Origin of the sequence: Brevundimonas sanguinis, from assembly GCF_029636725.1 — a bacterium.
In the GTDB taxonomy this organism is placed as follows: domain Bacteria; phylum Pseudomonadota; class Alphaproteobacteria; order Caulobacterales; family Caulobacteraceae; genus Brevundimonas; species Brevundimonas sanguinis.
Genome location: NZ_CP116770.1, coordinates 210988 through 227298, shown reverse-complemented (window position 1 = coordinate 227298; position 16311 = coordinate 210988). Strand labels below are relative to the sequence as shown.

Annotated in this window: 17 protein-coding genes; 12 read left to right on the top strand and 5 right to left on the bottom strand. The window is 69.0% G+C overall.

From position 1 onward, the window contains the following. Positions 1-183: 183 nt before the first annotated feature. From PIB44_RS01085 to PIB44_RS01070, 4 genes are all read left to right on the top strand, one after another. A complete protein-coding gene (locus tag PIB44_RS01085) occupies positions 184-651 on the top strand; it encodes a hypothetical protein (RefSeq protein ID WP_227157618.1) in 468 nt (155 codons plus the stop codon). A gap of 105 nt (positions 652-756) precedes the next feature. Next, positions 757-1299 carry a hypothetical protein gene (locus tag PIB44_RS01080; RefSeq protein WP_278070134.1) on the top strand — a complete coding sequence of 181 codons (543 nt, stop codon included), beginning with the start codon at positions 757-759 and terminating at the stop codon, positions 1297-1299. Positions 1300-1351: 52 nt separating this feature from the next. Beyond that, complete coding sequence (locus PIB44_RS01075) at positions 1352-1984, top strand: LysE family translocator (RefSeq protein ID WP_025976455.1); 633 nt, start codon at positions 1352-1354, stop codon at positions 1982-1984. A 77-nt stretch (positions 1985-2061) separates the two neighbouring features. Continuing rightward, positions 2062-2616, top strand: coding sequence for a CC0125/CC1285 family lipoprotein (locus tag PIB44_RS01070; protein WP_025976454.1), 555 nt, complete (start codon positions 2062-2064; stop codon positions 2614-2616). A gap of 362 nt (positions 2617-2978) precedes the next feature. Here PIB44_RS01070 and PIB44_RS01065 read toward each other — a convergent pair whose 3' ends face one another. Then, positions 2979-3719, bottom strand: a complete 741-nt coding sequence (locus PIB44_RS01065) for a DUF6065 family protein (protein WP_025976453.1) — start codon at positions 3717-3719, stop codon at positions 2979-2981. A 92-nt stretch (positions 3720-3811) separates the two neighbouring features. On the opposite strand from PIB44_RS01065, the gene PIB44_RS01060 reads away from it, so the two are divergent. The 4 genes from PIB44_RS01060 (at position 3812) to PIB44_RS01045 (ending at position 6737) form a co-directional block, all read left to right on the top strand. Beyond that, positions 3812-4366: a prolyl-tRNA synthetase associated domain-containing protein gene (locus PIB44_RS01060; RefSeq protein ID WP_278071019.1), complete on the top strand. Its 555-nt coding sequence runs from the start codon at positions 3812-3814 to the stop codon at positions 4364-4366. A 485-nt stretch (positions 4367-4851) separates the two neighbouring features. Further along, entirely contained in the window at positions 4852-5751 is a 900-nt protein-coding gene (gene trxA, locus PIB44_RS01055; RefSeq protein WP_253120924.1) for a thioredoxin, read from the top strand. Between the two features lie 10 nt (positions 5752-5761). Then, complete coding sequence (locus PIB44_RS01050) at positions 5762-6421, top strand: LON peptidase substrate-binding domain-containing protein (protein ID WP_278070133.1); 660 nt, start codon at positions 5762-5764, stop codon at positions 6419-6421. 121 nt (positions 6422-6542) lie between these two features. Next, the gene (locus PIB44_RS01045; protein ID WP_003166576.1) at positions 6543-6737 is read left to right on the top strand and encodes a Trm112 family protein; all 195 of its coding nucleotides are present in this window, start codon (positions 6543-6545) and stop codon (positions 6735-6737) included. 178 nt (positions 6738-6915) lie between these two features. Here PIB44_RS01045 and PIB44_RS01040 read toward each other — a convergent pair whose 3' ends face one another. Continuing rightward, positions 6916-8169: a UbiH/UbiF/VisC/COQ6 family ubiquinone biosynthesis hydroxylase gene (locus PIB44_RS01040; RefSeq protein WP_278070132.1), complete on the bottom strand. Its 1254-nt coding sequence runs from the start codon at positions 8167-8169 to the stop codon at positions 6916-6918. Between the two features lie 163 nt (positions 8170-8332). Here PIB44_RS01040 and PIB44_RS01035 point away from each other — a divergent pair, with 163 nt between their 5' ends. The 3 genes from PIB44_RS01035 to xth all read left to right on the top strand — a co-directional run bounded on the left by PIB44_RS01035 (position 8333) and on the right by xth (position 12760). Next, positions 8333-10807: an FtsK/SpoIIIE family DNA translocase gene (locus tag PIB44_RS01035; protein ID WP_278070131.1), complete on the top strand. Its 2475-nt coding sequence runs from the start codon at positions 8333-8335 to the stop codon at positions 10805-10807. A gap of 294 nt (positions 10808-11101) precedes the next feature. Further along, complete coding sequence (locus PIB44_RS01030; protein ID WP_134581967.1) at positions 11102-11743, top strand: LolA family protein; 642 nt, start codon at positions 11102-11104, stop codon at positions 11741-11743. Between the two features lie 219 nt (positions 11744-11962). Then, positions 11963-12760 carry an exodeoxyribonuclease III gene (gene xth / locus PIB44_RS01025; RefSeq protein ID WP_278070130.1) on the top strand — a complete coding sequence of 266 codons (798 nt, stop codon included), beginning with the start codon at positions 11963-11965 and terminating at the stop codon, positions 12758-12760. 7 nt (positions 12761-12767) lie between these two features. Here xth and PIB44_RS01020 read toward each other — a convergent pair whose 3' ends face one another. After that, positions 12768-14159 carry an SLC13 family permease gene (locus PIB44_RS01020; protein WP_134581965.1) on the bottom strand — a complete coding sequence of 464 codons (1392 nt, stop codon included), beginning with the start codon at positions 14157-14159 and terminating at the stop codon, positions 12768-12770. Positions 14160-14245: 86 nt separating this feature from the next. Between PIB44_RS01020 and PIB44_RS01015 the strand changes: the two genes are divergently transcribed. After that, the gene (locus PIB44_RS01015; protein WP_025976444.1) at positions 14246-15139 is read left to right on the top strand and encodes a hypothetical protein; all 894 of its coding nucleotides are present in this window, start codon (positions 14246-14248) and stop codon (positions 15137-15139) included. A 7-nt stretch (positions 15140-15146) separates the two neighbouring features. Here the strand turns inward: PIB44_RS01015 and PIB44_RS01010 are convergent, their stop codons facing one another. Together PIB44_RS01010 and gcvA are read right to left on the bottom strand one after the other, a co-directional pair. After that, on the bottom strand, positions 15147-15269 hold the full coding sequence (locus PIB44_RS01010) for a hypothetical protein (RefSeq protein ID WP_003168275.1): 123 nt from the start codon (positions 15267-15269) through the stop codon (positions 15147-15149). Positions 15270-15364: 95 nt separating this feature from the next. Next, the gene (gcvA, locus tag PIB44_RS01005; protein WP_278070129.1) at positions 15365-16306 is read right to left on the bottom strand and encodes a transcriptional regulator GcvA; all 942 of its coding nucleotides are present in this window, start codon (positions 16304-16306) and stop codon (positions 15365-15367) included. Positions 16307-16311: the final 5 nt, after the last annotated feature.

Here is a 16311-nt window from a genome sequence, read left to right as displayed (position 1 = left end):
CGCCAGCCTTCACGCGCTTTCCTGCCTCTCGCGCGCTTTCCCGCCCAAAAGCGCTTTCATACAAGGTCACGCTTGCGCTTCGGCGACGGCGCCCTCACCGTGGCGGCCATCTCCGGTCGCTCCCGGCCGGCGAGTTCTTAGTCTTGACGGGCGCCGCGCCCGTCGCCTGCCGGAGCCCCCCACATGTCCCGCCTGACCCTCGCCGCCGCTGCTGCGGCCCTGGCCGTCTGCGCCGCCCCCGCCGTCGTCTCCGCCCAGGAGGCCGCGCCCGCTGCGCCCGCCGCCCAGCCCGCCCCCTCGCCCGAGGAAGCCGCCTTCCAGGCCAAGGGCGAAGCCTTCAACGCCGAGGCCCAGCGCATGAAGGCCGAACTGGACGCCGTGATCGAGGACCCGGCTCTGGACGCGGCGACCAAGCAGACGCGCGCCGACGCCATCATCACGCGCTATGAGCCGACCTTCAACGCCTTCGCCGACGAACTGGCCGCCTTCTTCCGCACCTTCGCCGAGAAGCCCGAGAACGCCGAGAACAAGGCCCAGATCCTGGCCGCCGCCGAGGCCGCCCCGGCCCAGATCCGCGCCGTTCCGGCCCAGATCCGTCAGGCCGTGGCCCAGGCCGTGACCGCCCCGGCCGCCCCCGACGCCCAGGACTGATCAAACGGGAGAGAGGGCGCCCTCCCCCGGCGCCTTACCGCGATTTCACTTGAGCACGCGCGCCCTTCGGCGGACCCTGCCAGCGTCCGTCGAAGGAGCCTCGTCATGGTCCGCGCCCTCTCTCTTGTTCCCCTGTCTTTGGCCGCCGCCCTGGCGCTGCTGCCGGTGTCGACCGCCGTGGCCGAGACCCAGAAGACCTCCGCCGAACTGAGCCTTGAATCCGCCGCCGCCGTCTTCGAGCGGAAGATGGAGGAGTTCGGCGCTCGGGCGGAACGCATCCAGGCCGACGACAGCCTGAGCGGAACCCAGAAGGGCCTGCGCATCGCCGCGCTGTGGTCGGACTATCAGCCGCACGTCGCCGACTTCACCGCCGAGGCGACGCGCCAGGCGAGCCAGATCGCCCAGGCCGCCCTGGCTGAAATCGACATCGAAGCCGTCGTGCGCGAGGCGACCGCCGGGATCGCCCCGATGGTCGAGGGCCTGTCGACCAACGGCGCCTGGGCCCAGGCCGACCCCGAGCACATGGTCACCTATGGTCTGATCGCCCAGTACGGCATGGATCAGGCCCTGGATGCGATGGACGAGGTCGAAGCCGCCCTGGCCGTCCCGCCCGCGCCGCCCGTCCCGCCGATTCCCTCCGAAACCTGATCCGATGACCGCGACGGCTTGACGCAGCGCCCGGCGCGCTCGAAAGGGCCTCATGGCCGCGCTTCCCGTCGATCCGCATCTGTATCTGGCTTTTGTCGGCGTCATGGCCGTGATGGCGGTGACGCCCGGTCCCGCCAACATCTTCGCCGTCGCCACCGGCATGGAGAAGGGCAAGGCCGCCGCCCTGACCGCCGTCGTCGGCATGAACTGCGCCACCCTGGTCTGGTTCGGCGCCGCCGCCCTGGGCCTGGGCGCCCTGGTGATGGCCTTCCCCCAGGTCTTCCGCGTCATCGCCGTCCTGGGCGCCCTCTATGTCGCCTGGCTGGGCGTCAAGGCCCTGCGCGGCGCCTTCGCCACCGCCGCCGAGCCTTCGCACATCGAGGTCAAGCGCGGGCGCAGCGCCCTGATCGACGGCTTCATGGTTCAGATCGCCAACCCCAAGGCCATCCTGTTCTTCACCGCCGTCCTGCCCCCCTTCCTGGACATCAACCGTCCGCTGGCGCCCCAGCTGGCCCTGTTCGCCGTCACCACCGTCGGCATGGATGCGCTGTCGATGAGCGGCTACGGCCTGGGCGGGGCGGCGCTGGCGCGACAGATGACCGCGCCGCGTTTCCGCAAGGGGTTCGGCATAGTCGTCGGATGTCTTCTGCTGTTGGCCGCCGTCCTGATCGTCTCGCGTCTGTGAAGCGCGTTTCGGAACTTGGCCGTTCACCCGTCGTTCAGACCGAAGAGCGTTCAGTGAACGCTCAAGGAGAGTTTTCCATGATCAAGCTTCGCAAGACCCCGGTGCTGATCGCCCTGGCGGGCGCGCTCGCCCTCGGCGCGTGCGCCACGGCCACCCCCTACCAGCCTGCCGGCGTCAACGGCCAGCGCGGCGGCTACGCCGAGCAGCGTCTGGAAGCCAACCGCTACGCCGTCAGCTTCTCGGGCAACTCCGTCACCTCGCGCGATCAGGTCGAGATGTCGCTGCTGCTGCGTTCGGCCGAACTGACGGTCGAGAACGGCTATGACTGGTTCGCCACCGTTACCCGCGCCACCGACCGCGACACGCGCTTCTACACGACGCCGGACCCCTTCTACTACGACCGCTACGGTCCCTTCTGGGGTCCGTCCTGGCGCTTCTACCAGCGCGGCTACTGGAGCACCTGGGACCCCTACTGGGGCCGGGACCGCGACATCCGCCAGGTGGACCGCTATGAGGCCACGGCCGAGATCGTCATGGGCCGCGGTCCCAAGCCCGCCGGCGACGTCAACGCCTTCGACGCCCGCGAGGTCATCAACAACCTCGGCCCGCGCGTGATCCGGCCGGTTTCTTAAGTAGGCCGCTAATGCTCGCGACGGGGTTGCTCGCTGCTTGAGCGGCATGAAAGACCCCTAACGCTCGCCGCGCGGCGGCTCGCTGCTTGAGCGGCATGAAAGACCGCTATCGCTCACCGCACGGCGGCTCGCTGCTTGAGCGGCGAAGGGCGCGAAAAATGACAACGCCCGCTTCCGTCACCGGAGGCGGGCGTTGCTTTTCCTCCCCATGCAATGGGGAGGGGGACCGCGTAGCGGTGGAGGGGCTGACGACCGCGCCGACAGACGAAGGCGCCGAAAGCTACGGCCCCCAGCAGCCCCTCCGTCACGTCGCCTTCGGCTCCGCGCCACCTCCCCATTGGCATGGGGAGGAGAAACGCGCCTCACCCCACGCGCGGGTTCTTCAGACGGCGCTTATTGGCGTGGGTGGCCGGCGCCTTGCCCAGGGCCTCGGGCACCTCGCCCTTGAAGTAGAAGCGCTGCCACGCCTCCTTGGCCGCGTCGGGATCGCCCGAGGCCAGGCGGGTGTTGAAGTCCGTCCGCGACCGGTTCCAGGCGTCGAACTGACCCTTCATGCCGGGATTGGATTCCAGCGAACGGATCACCGGCTCGAACGCCTCCACCTTGCGGTGCTCGACCGGCAGGATGAAGCAGAACGGCTCGCCCTTATCGAAGCGGATCCGGCCCGGCCGCGTGAAGATCCAGTTCATGGTGAAGGGGAACGGCAGCCAATCCGTCTCGATCAGGCCGCTCAGCGGCTGGATGCCGTCCTTGACATGATTGGGCGACCCCTGCGCGATCAGGCCCCAGCCCGGCGGGGTGCGGAACAGATACTGCGGGTGCATGGTCAGCACCCCGCGCGAGAAGTGCGACGTGACGAAGTGGTCCAGCTCCGGCTGCGGCCGGTCGGGCGTGATGGTGATGTCGTTCTGCGACGGCCCGCCGTTCCACTCGGCGGTGAAGCCGAACGGACACAGGATCTCCCAGCCCGTGGTGTTGGCCATGGTCAGCGGCAGACAGCGATAGGGGTGCCGACTGGCGAAGGCGTCCATCCAGTTGCGCGACTGGCGGCCCGGCGCCAGGTCGCACGGACGCGCATTCATCGGATAGCATTCCAGTTCCAAGACGCGGCTCCCCAAGCTTGACGAATGAAGTGACGACCCTGAGGGTCGCCCCTCTCCCCTATCGCCCTCGCCGCCCGCCCGACAAGACCGAGATGACCGCCAACACCGACGCCGCCGCGCAAACCCTGTCTTCTCCCGCCCCCGATCCCGCCTACGATCGCGCCCGCCTGCTGGCCTGGATGGCCGAAAACGGGATCGAACAAACCACCCACGACCACCCCGCCGTCTTCCGCGTCGAGGAAGGGCTGGAGCTGAAGGCCGCCCTGCCCGGCGTCCACACCAAGAACCTGTTCCTCAAGGACAAGAAGGGCCGCCTGTGGCTGATCTCGGCGGCCCAGGACACGGTCATCGACCTCAAACGGGCTCACCGGGCGATGGGCTCGGACCGCCTGTCCTTCGGCAACGAGAGCCTGCTGTGGGAGACGCTGGGCGTGCGTCCCGGCTCGGTCACGGCGCTGGGCCTGATCAACGACCTGGAGCGCCGCGTGACCTTCGTGCTGGACCGGCGCCTGTGGGAGGCCGCTGTCGTCAACTTCCATCCCTTGATCAACACCGCGACCACCGCGCTCGATCAGGACAGCTTCCGCCAGGTCCTGGCCCTTCTGGACCGCGACCCGATCGTGGTGGACTTTGGCGCCCTGGATTGAGTGGAGGCGGGCGTCCGTTTCAAGGATTGGGGCCTATGCCCACTTTCGACCCGTTGCGGACCTTTAAAAGACGCCCGCTGGCTACGCATGGACCGGCTATAGTTTCCTTCTCCCCTTGTGGGAGAAGGTGGGCGCCGTCAGGCGCTCGGATGAGGGGTGTGAACGCCGCCGTAGCGCGTTTTCGTCACAAACCAGCCTGAGGGGGCGACGGAGCGCCGACACCCCTCATCCGTCTCGCTACGCGAGCCACCTTCTCCCACAAGGGGAGAAGGATGCGGCAGGGCAATCAACCATCCCCCCTCTGCGCCTGTGCTAGACTGTCTCTCCCGTTGAAGGAGATTTCAGACGATTCAGACGAATTGGACTCTGTTTTTTCCGATCCCCTCGCCTTCCCATGCGGCAAGGCGCGCTTGCGGCTTGATGCGCACGCATCCCGACGCCATCTGATCCGTTACCTTCCTTCGTCTTGCCTTGCGGACCCGACCATGACCTTCGCCGACCCGTCGCTGACCACCCCGCCCGACCTGATCAAGGACGGCACGGACGCCTCCTTCATGCAGGACGTGGTCGAGGCCTCGAAGCATCAGCCGGTCATCGTCGACTTCTGGGCCACCTGGTGCGGCCCGTGCCGCACGCTGGGCCCGGCGCTGGAGAAGGCCGTGCGCGCCGCCAAGGGGGCGGTGAAGATGGTCAAGATCGATGTCGACGCCAACCCGGCCTATGCGGGCCAGCTGCGGGTGCAGTCGATCCCGACCGTCTACGCCTTCGTCAACGGCCAGCCGGTGGACGGCTTCCAGGGCGCCGTGCCCGACAGCCAGATCAAGGCCTTCATCGACAAGCTGACCGGCGGCGAAGGCGTCAACACCGACGTCGAACAGCTGCTGTCGCTGGGCGAGGAGTCGCTGACCCTGAATGATCTGGGCGGCGCCGCTCAGGCCTTCGCTCATGTGCTGACGATGGAGCCGGGCAACCAGAAGGCCATCGCCGGCATGGCCCGCGTCTACCTGGCCGAGGGCGACGCCGAACAGGCCGCCCAGACCATCGCCATGGCGCCCGCCGATTCCGCCGATCCGGCGGTCCAGGCCGTGCGCGCCCAGCTGTCGCTCGCCTCGGCCGCGCCGACCGGCGCGACCGCCGAACTCGAAGCCCGGCTCGCCGCCGACAAGAACGACCACGAAGCCCGCTTCGACCTGGCCCAGGCCCTGGCCTCGGCGGGCGACCTGAAAGGGGCGGTCGACCACCTGCTGGCCATCGTTCAGGCCGACCGCGACTGGAACGAACAGGCCGCCCGCAAGCAGCTGCTGACCGTGTTCGAGGCCGCCGGCCCCAACAGCGAAGTCGCCCGCGACGGCCGACGACGCCTGTCCTCCATTCTGTTCTCCTAACGGCGCGATCATGGCTCAGGGCTACGTCAAGGCCAGCGAACTTCCCCAGGTGATCCCGGTCTTTCCGCTGCCGGGATCCATCCTTCTGGCGCGGGGCCAGCTGCCGCTGAACGTGTTCGAGCCTCGCTATCTGAACATGGTGGACGACGCCATGGCGGGGGACCGGATGATCGGCCTGATCCAGCCGGTCGGCGCCGCGGGCGAGAACCCGCCCCTGACCCGCGTCGGCTGCGCCGGGCGGATCACCAGCTTCGCCGAGACCTCGGACGGGCGCTATCTGATCACCCTGACCGGGGTGTGCCGCTTCGCCGTGGCCACCGAGATGCAGGTGCGCACCCCCTATCGCCAGGTGCGCGCCGACTTCCAGCCCTATGAGACGGACCTGAGCGCGCCCGATCCCGACGAGGCCTTCGACCGCGAGCCCTTCCTGTCGGCCCTGGCGCCCTATCTGTCCGGGCGCGGTCTGGACATCGACTGGGACACCGCCCGCGCCGCCCCGCAGGAGGCGCTGGTCAACAGCCTGGCCATGGGCCTGCCTTTTGATCCGCCCGAGAAACAGGCTCTGCTGGAGGCCCTGACCCTGACCGACCGCGAGGCCGCCCTCACCGCCCTGCTCCGCATCGAAGCCGTCGCCCCCGACGACGACGAGCCGGGTCCGGCGATGCAGTAGTCTCAGCAAGCTCCAGACGCTAAAACGCCACCCACACAGCCGCGCCGTGCGGCAGCAATCCGGGCGCCCGGCGCCCTCAAGCAGCAAGCGCTCGCGGCGCGAGCGATAGGGCACTTAAATTATGAGCGACGCCTTCAACACCCCCGTCTCGGTCGATCCCCGCCTGCTGGAGGTGCTGGTGTGTCCGGTCACGCGCGGCCGCCTGACCTATGACCGCGAGCGCAACGAACTGGTCTCGGCGGGCGCCAAACTGGCCTTCCCCATCCGCGACGGCGTGCCGATCATGCTGGCCGAAGACGCCCGCCCGCTGGACTGAGCTCTATCTTTCCTCCCCATGCAATGGGGAGGGGGACCGCGAAGCGGTGGAGGGGCTAGGCCGGGCGGACCCAGCGGCCCCTCCGTCACGACGCTACGCGCCGCGCCACCTCCCCATTTCATGGGGAGGAGAAGCCCTCAAGCAGCGAGCCGCCGCGCGGCGAGCGATAGGGCCTCCCTTACAGAGCTTCTCCTCGGAGAAGCCGAGGCAGATCCCCCGTCGCCCCGCCCGCCTCATGCATGAAGGCGCGGCGCAGGGGAGCGATGCGGTTGACCGCCGCCATGCCCAGATCGCGGGCCAGCCGCACCGGGGCGATGTCGTTGGAGAACAGGCGCACGAAGCCGTCGAACCCCGCCGCCAGCGCCGCCGTGTCGAACCGACGCCAGCGGGCGTAGCGCTCCAGCACCAGCTCCGAGCCGATGTCTTCGCCGATGCGCGCGGCCTCGGTCAGCACCTCGGACAGGGCGGCGACATCCTTCAGGCCCATGTTCAAGCCCTGCCCCGCCACCGGGTGCACCCCGTGGGCGGCGTCGCCGATGATGGCCATGCGCGGCGCCGTCAGCCCCTCGGCCAGTTGCAGCGACAGCGGATAGACGAAGCGCGGTCCCTCGATCGTCAGCTCGCCCAGAAAATCGCCGAAGCGGCGCGTCAAATGGGCGTGGAAGGCCTCATCCGAGGCCGAGCGCAGCGCCTCGCCCCGGCGGGTGCTCTCGGTCCAGACCAGATTGGCCCGGTTCTCCGTCAGCGGCAGGATGGCGAAGGGCCCGTCGGGCAGGAAATACTCATGGGCGACGTTGCCGTGCGGCTTCTCCAGGCGCACGGTGCAGACGACGCCGCTCTGCTGATAGGTCCAGCCGAAAACGTCGATGCCCGCCGCGCGGCGCACGGTCGAGTTGCGGCCCTCGGCGCCGATCACAAGCGGCGCCGACAAGGTCGACCCGTCTTTCAGCGTCACCGTCGCCCGGCCCGGCCCGACCGCCACATCAGCCACGGCGGCGGGGGCGCGGACCTCCAGCCCCTGAGCGTTCACCAGCTCGGCCAGCGCCGAACGCAGGCGGCGGTTCTCAACCATATAGCCCAGCGGCTCGCCGCCGTTGCGGTCGCCGATCTCGTCCGCATCGAAGCGGATATAGGACGCCGACGGCTTGCGGCTGGCGGCGCCGGGGCGGCGGCCGTCCGTGACCAGGATGCGGTCCATGCGGCAGGCGTGCGGCTCCAGCGCCTCGCCCAGCCCCAACGCCTTCAACATGCGGAAGTTGGCGTAGGAGATCGCCGTCGCCCGCCCATCGAAGGTCGGGGCCATCTGGGCGTCAAAGGGCTGAGGGTCCACCATGACGGGGCGCAGGCCGCCCTGCGCCGCCGCCAGTGCAAAGGTCGCCCCGACCAGCCCTGCGCCGGCGATGATGATGTCGTAGTCGTCCGATCCGCTCATGATGATGTTCTAGGCCCCTATCGCGCGTCACGCCACCGCAAGCCCGCGCGCTTACTGGGACATAAGGGCTCATCGCGGCTTGCAAAGGCCAAGCTGGTAAATGCCGCTTTAACCTTCTGGACGGCACAAGGGGTCGGAGTCCCGTCTTCGGAGGTCCGCCTTCATGTCCGCCGCCCTCGCGCTCGGTCAACGCGTCTGGAGCACCGCCCGCATCGTCTGGGCGGCGCCTTTCGCCGTGCGGTTCAGGGGGGTGCTGCAGGCCATGCTGGCCGCGCTGCTGCTGGTGGCCCTGATCTCGTGGAACCCGGCGGACCCCAGCTGGAACGCTGCATCGGCGCAGGCGCCGACCAACTGGCTGGGCGGCGCAGGCGCGACCTTCGCCGATCTGATCATGCAGTCTCTAGGGTTGGCGGCCTGGCCCGCCGTCCTGCTGCTGATCGCCTTCGGGCTGGCCGTGGCCATCGGCGACGCCCTGCAGCACCGTCTGCAGCCGACCCCGTTCAAGATCTTCTGCGCCGTCGCGGGCGTGCTGCTGCTGTCGGCCGCCCTGTCGGCCCCGGCGGCGCCCGCCAGGTGGCCGCTGGCGGCGGGCATGGGCGGGCTGTGGGGCGACGCCGTCACGGGCCTCGCCGCCAACGGTCTGGGCGCGCTGAAGGTCCCCGGCGCGCGCATTATTCTGGGCCTGCTGTTCCTGGCGCTGGCGCTGTGGAGCTTGGCCTATACCGTGGGCCTGCGCCTGCGCGACTTCACCGACACCGCCGGCTGGGCCGCCCAGAAGGGCGCCGAGGCCCGCGCCGCCCGACCGCCCAAAGCCGCCAAGCCGGGCAAGGCGCGGCGCGCCGTCGCCGAAGCCGCCGCCCCGGCCCGCAAGCCGCGCCACCGTCTGCCTGAGGCGGACGAGATGGAGGCCGACGGCCCTGCGCCCGCCTCTAGCGCTCCGGTCGCCGCCGCCTATGACGAGCCCGACGCCGATCAGCCTGACGCCTATACCCCGCCATGGGAGGACGCGGCCCCCGCCCCCATCGCCCCGCCCTCGGCCCGCCAGAACCGTCCGGCCGAGCCCAAGGTCGCGGCGGTCAAGGCGCCCAAGCCCGTGCGCAGCGACGCCGATCAGCAGGCCTTCGACTTCGCCAATGAGGGCGGCTTCGAGCTGCCGCCGCTGGGCATTCTGGCCAAGCCCGGCCAGCGCGGCGGCGCCGTCGACGAGGAATCGCTGAAGGCCAACGCCAAGATGCTGGAGGGCGTGCTTCAGGAGTTCGGCGTGCGCGGCCAGATCGACCAGATCCGCCCCGGCCCCGTCGTCACACTGTATGAACTGGTGCCGGCGCCCGGCGTGAAGCACGGCCGCGTCGTGGCCCTGGCGGACGACATCGCCCGCTCCATGTCGGCCCGCGCCTGCCGCATCAGCGTGGTTCAGGGCCGCAACGCCATCGGCATCGAACTGCCCAACGCCAAGCGCGAGACCGTCTTCCTGCGCGACCTTCTGGCCTCGGGCGAATACGACAAGAAGAGCCACCTGCTGCCGCTGGCGCTGGGCGAAACCATCGGCGGCGAGCCCTATGTCGCCGATCTGGCGCGGATGCCCCACCTGCTGATCGCGGGCACCACCGGTTCGGGCAAGTCGGTCGGGGTCAACGCCATGATCCTGTCGATCCTGTATCGCCACTCGCCCGCCGAGTGCCGTTTCATCATGATCGACCCCAAGATGCTGGAGCTGTCGGTCTATGACGGCATCCCGCACCTGCTGGCGCCGGTCGTGACCGATCCCAAGAAGGCGGTCGTGGCCCTGAAGTGGACCGTGCGCGAGATGGAGGACCGCTATCGCCGGATGTCCAAGCTCGGCGTCCGCAACGTCGCCAGCTACAACGAGCGCGCCCGCGAAGCCCAGGAAAAGGGCGAGCATTTCGAACGCACCGTCCAGACCGGCTTCGATGAACAGGGCCGCCCGGTCTACGAGAGCGAGAAGATCCGCCCCGAGCCCATGCCCTATCTGGTCGTGGTCATGGACGAGATGGCGGACCTGATGCTGGTCGCGGGCAAGGACGTCGAAGGCGCCGTCCAGCGTCTGGCCCAGATGGCCCGCGCGGCGGGCATCCACCTGATCATGGCCACGCAACGCCCGTCGGTGGACGTCATCACCGGCACCATCAAGGCCAACTTCCCGACCCGGATCTCCTTCCAGGTCACGTCGAAGATCGACAGCCGCACCATCCTGGGCGAACAGGGCGGCGAGCAACTCCTGGGCCAGGGCGACATGCTCTATATGGCGGGCGGCGGACGCATCACCCGCCTGCACGGCCCCTTCGTCGGCGACCAGGAAGTCGAAGAGGTCTGCAAGCATCTGCGCGCCCAGGCCGAGCCGGAATACCTCGACCTGATCACCGACGAGCCTGACGGCGACGGCGACGGCGCCATGGGCGATGAAGGCGGCGGCACCGGAGACGACCTGTATGACCGCGCCGTGGCCGTGGTCACGCGCGACCGCAAGGCCTCGACCTCCTACGTCCAGCGCCGTCTGCAGATCGGCTACAACCGCGCCGCCACCCTGATCGAACGCATGGAGCAGGAAGGCGTCGTCAGCCCGGCGAATCATGCGGGCAAGCGCGAGGTGCTGGCCGGACCGCCGCCTATGGTGTGATCGGCTTCGCCGAAGCGGCGGCTTTGCCGCCGGGCGCTATCGCTCGCCGCGCGGCGGCTCGCTGCTTCAGCGCCAATCACGAGCGCACGCTTGGGAACCCTGCGGTTCAGTCGACGCTTAAACGCCTCACGTCCTCAAGCAGCGAGCCGCCGCGCGGCGAGCGCTAGGACACTAAACAATGAACGCCGCTTCATCGGAGCGCCGGAATATGGTCAGGCTGGCGTCATCAGCCTGCCGGATGAAGTCCTCATCCTCATCGGGTCGAAAACCGTTCAGAACGGGAGAAGAAAAGACATGAGCATTTCCCGCCGCGCCTTCGGCCTCGGCTCCGCCGCCGTAGCGGCGCTCGCCGCCGCGCCCGCCGCCGTCCTGGCGCAGGCCGGGCTGTCCGCCGAGGATCAGGCCGTGCTGCGTCAGGCCCAGACCTATCTGACCGCCATGACGACGGCTCAGGGGACCTTCGTCGAGACCGGCCCGAACAACCAGCGCCGCACCGGCCGCTACTATCTGCAGCGCCCCGGCAAGATGCGGTTTGAATACACCGAGCCCGCAGGCCTGCTGGTGGTGGCCGACGGGAACAACGTCAGCCGCTGGGACCCGCGCCTGAACGTTTTCCGCCAGGCGCCGCTGGGCCAGACGCCGCTATCGACCTTCCTGGCGCGCGAGGTCCGGCTGGATCAGGGCGTCAAGATCGACCGCGTGACGCGCATGGACTCCGGCGCCTTCGCCATCACCGCCCGCGACGCGCGCCGCCCCAACGAAGGATCGGTCATCCTGGCTTTCGCCGGGTCGCCCGTGCGTCTGCAGGAGTGGACCATCACCGACGCCCAAGGCTCGCGCACGCGCGTGCAGCTGACGACTCTGCAGCCCGCCCCCGGCCTGGCCTCCAGCCTTTTCCAGCTGCGCGACCCCACCCGGCGAAACCGGCGCAACTGATCCGGCGCCGAGAGGGAAGCAGGGCGAATTTGTGACAGTTTGACCTTTTTCTCTCGGCGTGACACTTTGGGCACAGGACGGCGGCGGCCGTCCCGCCCGCCACGGATTCATCCCCGCCTGGCGGCGAGAGAGACGAACTTCATGCGCCCGGACGCTGTTCCGGGCGCTTTTTTCGTGGCGTTTAGACCCCGGCGGCATGACCTGCTAAGGCCCCCGGTCATGAGCCTTCGCATCGTCACCTGGAACATCAACTCGGTCCGCCTGCGCATCGATCAGGTCGCCCGTTTCGTCGCCGAACACGCCCCGGACGTCCTGTGCCTGCAGGAAATCAAATGCACCGAGGACCAGTTTCCGCGTCAGGCCTTCATCGACATGGGCCTGCCCTACCTGCGGATCGGCGGCCAGAAGGGCTGGCACGGGGTGGCCATCGCCAGCCGACTGCCCATCGTCGACAGCCCGAAGCTGGACGTCTGCCGCGAGGGCCACGCCCGCTGCGTCTCCGCCGTGGTCGAAGGGGTGGAGGTGCAGAACTTCTACATTCCAGCGGGCGGGGATCTGCCGGACCGGGCGCTGAACCCCAAGTTCGATCACAAGATGGACTTCTATGAACGGCTGACCGCCGAGATGAAGACCCGCGATCGCCAGCGGCCTCTGGTCCTGGCCGGAGACTTCAACATCGCGCCGGGCGAGAACGACGTCTGGAACCACCGCTTCATGTCCAAGGTGGTCAGCCACACCCCCGGCGAGGTCGAGACCCTGTACCGGCTTCAGGACGCGGGCGGTTTCACCGACGTTCTACGCGATCAGATCCCAGACCCGGTTAAGCTGGCCAGCTGGTGGAGCTATCGCGCCAAGGATTTCCGCAAGTCAAACCGGGGCCTGCGCCTCGATCACCTATGGACCTCGCCGGGCCTGACTCCGGCCGTGGTCAAGGGCAGCGCCCGCATCCTCGACACGGTGCGCGAATGGGAGCGGCCCAGCGACCACGCCCCGGTCGTGATGGACCTGGACATCTAAGGCCGCCTCAGAACGGGAAGAAGATCGGGATCGCCGCCATGCCCGTGGCCCAGGTGATCAGGTTCAGCGGCAGGCCGACCTTCACGAAGTCCATGTAGCTGTAATTGCCCATCTGATAGACGAGCACGTTCGTCTGATAGCTGAAGGGCGTGGCGAAGGCGGCCGAGGCCGCCATCATCACCGCCACCAGAAACGGTCGCGCATCCACGCCCAGCGCCGCCGCTATGGCTACGGCTATCGGCGAGAACAGCACCGCCACCGTGGCGTTCGACAGGATGTCCGTCGCGAACAGCGTCACCCCGTAAAATACGAACAGCGCCGCCCACGGCCCATAGGGGCGGATCACGTCGATCAGGGCGTCGGCGCCCGCCTGGGCCAGGCCCGTCACCTCCAGCGACGAGCCGATGACCACCATGCCCGCGACCAGCAACAGGATTTCAGGCCTCAGCCCGGCATAGGCCTCCTCGGCGGTGATCACCCGCATCAGGATCAGGGCCACCGCCCCGGCGAAAGCCGCCGCCGCAATGGGCGCTAGGCCAAAGGCCGAGGCCACGACCACGGCGGCGAAAACGGCCAGAGACGCCAGGGCGCGTTTCAGCTCCAGCGGCCGCTCAGCGCCTTTTTCATACAGATCGACATTGCCCAGCACCGCATCGCCCGACCCGCCGGGGCTGGCGCGCTGCTCCATCAGCCACGGCAGACGGAAGGACGACAGCAGGCTGCGCTTGCCCTTACCGGCCTCCTCGGCTTCCCGGCGCGCCGCCATTTCGGCCTCATCGCGCGCGGCGGTCTTCTCCAGCACGCGCGAGCCGATGAAATACAGATAAAGGCCGCCGACCGTGGCGATGCACAGACCCACGCCCGTGATTTCAAACAGGGAGAAGACCGGCTGACCCGTATTGCGGGCCATGTCGCTGACCAGCAGATTGGTCGAGGTGCCTATCAGGGTCAGCAGCCCCCCCATGATCACCGCATAGCTGAGCGGCATCAGGAATCGCTTGGGCGACAGGCCCAGCGACAGGGCCATGTCGCGGACCACCGGCGCCGCCAGCACCACCACCGGCGTGTTGTTGAGAAAACCGCCGACCGCCCCGCACAGGCCGATCACGATCCACACGGCGTGTCGCCCGAACAGGCGGGTCATGCCCTTGGCCTTGCGGATCAGCCAGGCCAGCAGGCCCGACAACTCCATGGCGTAGGCGATGACGAACAGCCCCGCCAGGGCCATAATGGCCGGGCTGGCGAAGGCGCCCTGAACCTCGACCGGGCGCACCACGCCGAACAGCAGCAGCGCCGCCGCGCCGCTGAGCGCCACCACATCGGAGCGCAGACGTCCATGAATCATCACCCCGACCACGACGACCAGGACGACAAGAGCGATAATCTGGTCCAGCGTCACCCGCGCAAGAGCCCCTGTTCCGCCAGACGCCGGACCCGTTCGCGGGCCGGGGCGCCAATCCGTCATTCCCGTGTTAGGCTGCTTCCATGTCGATCACAACGACCCGTCTCGCCGCGCCGATCGCCCTAGCGGCCGCCCTGCCCCTTCTGGCGTCGTGCCAGAAGCCGTCCGAGCCCGCCGCGCCCGAAGCTCCGGCGCCTGCCCCGCCCACGGTCGTGCTGGACTCAACCCTGAACCGCGCCGCCCTGCTGGCCGCCCTGACCGAAGCGAGAACCGCCACGGCCGACGGCCGCGTCCGCGACGCGGCCCTGAGCGGACGGACCGTATCGGTGCGCCTTCCTTTCGGATGCGAGGGCGCAGCACCGGCCGAACGGACGCAGCCGGGCCTGCCGGCGCTGGTGCGCGGCGACGACGGCAGCCTGATGCTGAGAGTTCTGCCCGAGGATCTCGCCACGTCCGGCCTGGTCGTCACCGCGGGCGCGGACGACGCGGCGCCTCCCAGTGCCTGGGAAGCGGTCGAAGGCTTCTGGATCGCCCGTCCCTGGAGCGGGCTGGAAACCTGTCGCCCCGGCGAGACCGCGCCGACGGCGCGCCAGCCAGCGCAAGACGCTGAAGCAGAAAGCAGGTCCGAGGCCGACGGTGTCGTTTCGCCTGCGGCTCAGCCGTCCGTTCAGACGGAACGCACCTCAGGGCTGGCCGCTGTGTTCGAGACGGACGGCTCGCGCCTGGGCCGCCGCCAGGGCCAGGCCTATGTCCACGTCATTCGGGGAGACAAGGGCGTCGCTCCGACGCCGGCGCCGGGCGGCTATGCGCTGCGGCTGGAGGGGCGGCTGACCGCCTTTGCGGACGGAAAGGCCGTCCACTGCGTCCAGAAGGACGCCGAAAGCCGTCCGGTCTGCGTCGCCGCCCTGCGGCTGGACCGGCTGGCCTTCGAGGATGGAGCCACGGGCGCCCTTCTCAGCGAATGGCGCCCGCGTTGAGCTGATGTCAGGCAGCGCCCAAAAGGGCGGCGCCGGCCAGGACGCCCAGCAGGATCAGGGTGACGCTGCCGGTGAAGACGACGACGCCTTCGAACGAGAAGCCCGAAGCGCGGGGATGCACGAGTTTCATGATTGAGTTCCTTTCGGCGGGGGAGATCCGAACGGCCTCAAGATAGGAAGCGCGACCGCGAACGACAAACCACGGTTCGGCTGCATCGCGTGAGCTTAACTCACCTGATCCGGCTCTGCGTCCCGATCTGGCCTCGATTCCGCCACGATCCAGTTGAGGAAGCGGCGCAGCTTCGGCTCATCGGCGCGTTCGGGCAGGACCACGGCCCAATAGGCCAGATCATTGGTCAGGGCGTGGTCGACCGGCTGGATCAACCGCCCTTCGCGGAGCTCGTCCGCCGCCAGAGGCGCCGAGGTCAGGGCCACGCCCCGCCCCGACAGGGCGGCCTCCAGCGCCAGGTGGCTGTGGCTGAAGTGGGGGCCGCGCAGATGGTTCACGCGCGGATCCTCGACCCCGGCGCTTTCGAACCAGGCCTTCCAGCCCAGTCGGTTCGCATAGGGCATGTCGTGCCAGGTCTCGTGAATCAGCACCACGTCCAGCAGATCGGACGGCTGGTTCAACCGCCGCGCGGCCGCGAAGGACGGGGCGCAGACCGGGATCAGGCGCTCATTGACCAGCCGCCGCGCCACCTTGCCCGGATAAGGGCCTTCGCCATAGCGCAGCGCTACGTCCGCCTCGCCGTTGGACAGGTCGGCGATGCGGTCCTCGGCGAAGACGATCAGGTCGAGGTCGGGATTGTCTTCGCTGAACCGATGCAGACGCGGCGAAAGCCATTTGCTGGCCAGCGACGGCAGGGCGCTGATCCGCAACTGGCGCGAACGGCCGGGCCGCACGGCGTCCAAGGCGCTTTCGAGCCGCTCGAAGGCGTCGGCGACGCCCTGAGCCAGGCGCACGCCGTCGGCGGTCAGCCGCACCGACCGGTTGAAGCGGTCGAACAGGCGCAGGCCCAGCCGCATCTCCAGCGCCTTCACATGGCGGCTGACGGCGCCGGGGGTGACCCCCAGCTCCTCGGCGGCCTCACGGAAGCTGCCGTGGCGGGCCGCCGCGTCGAACGCCCGAAGCGCCACCAGCGGCGGGGTCGGGCGACGCTCGCTCATGGGCA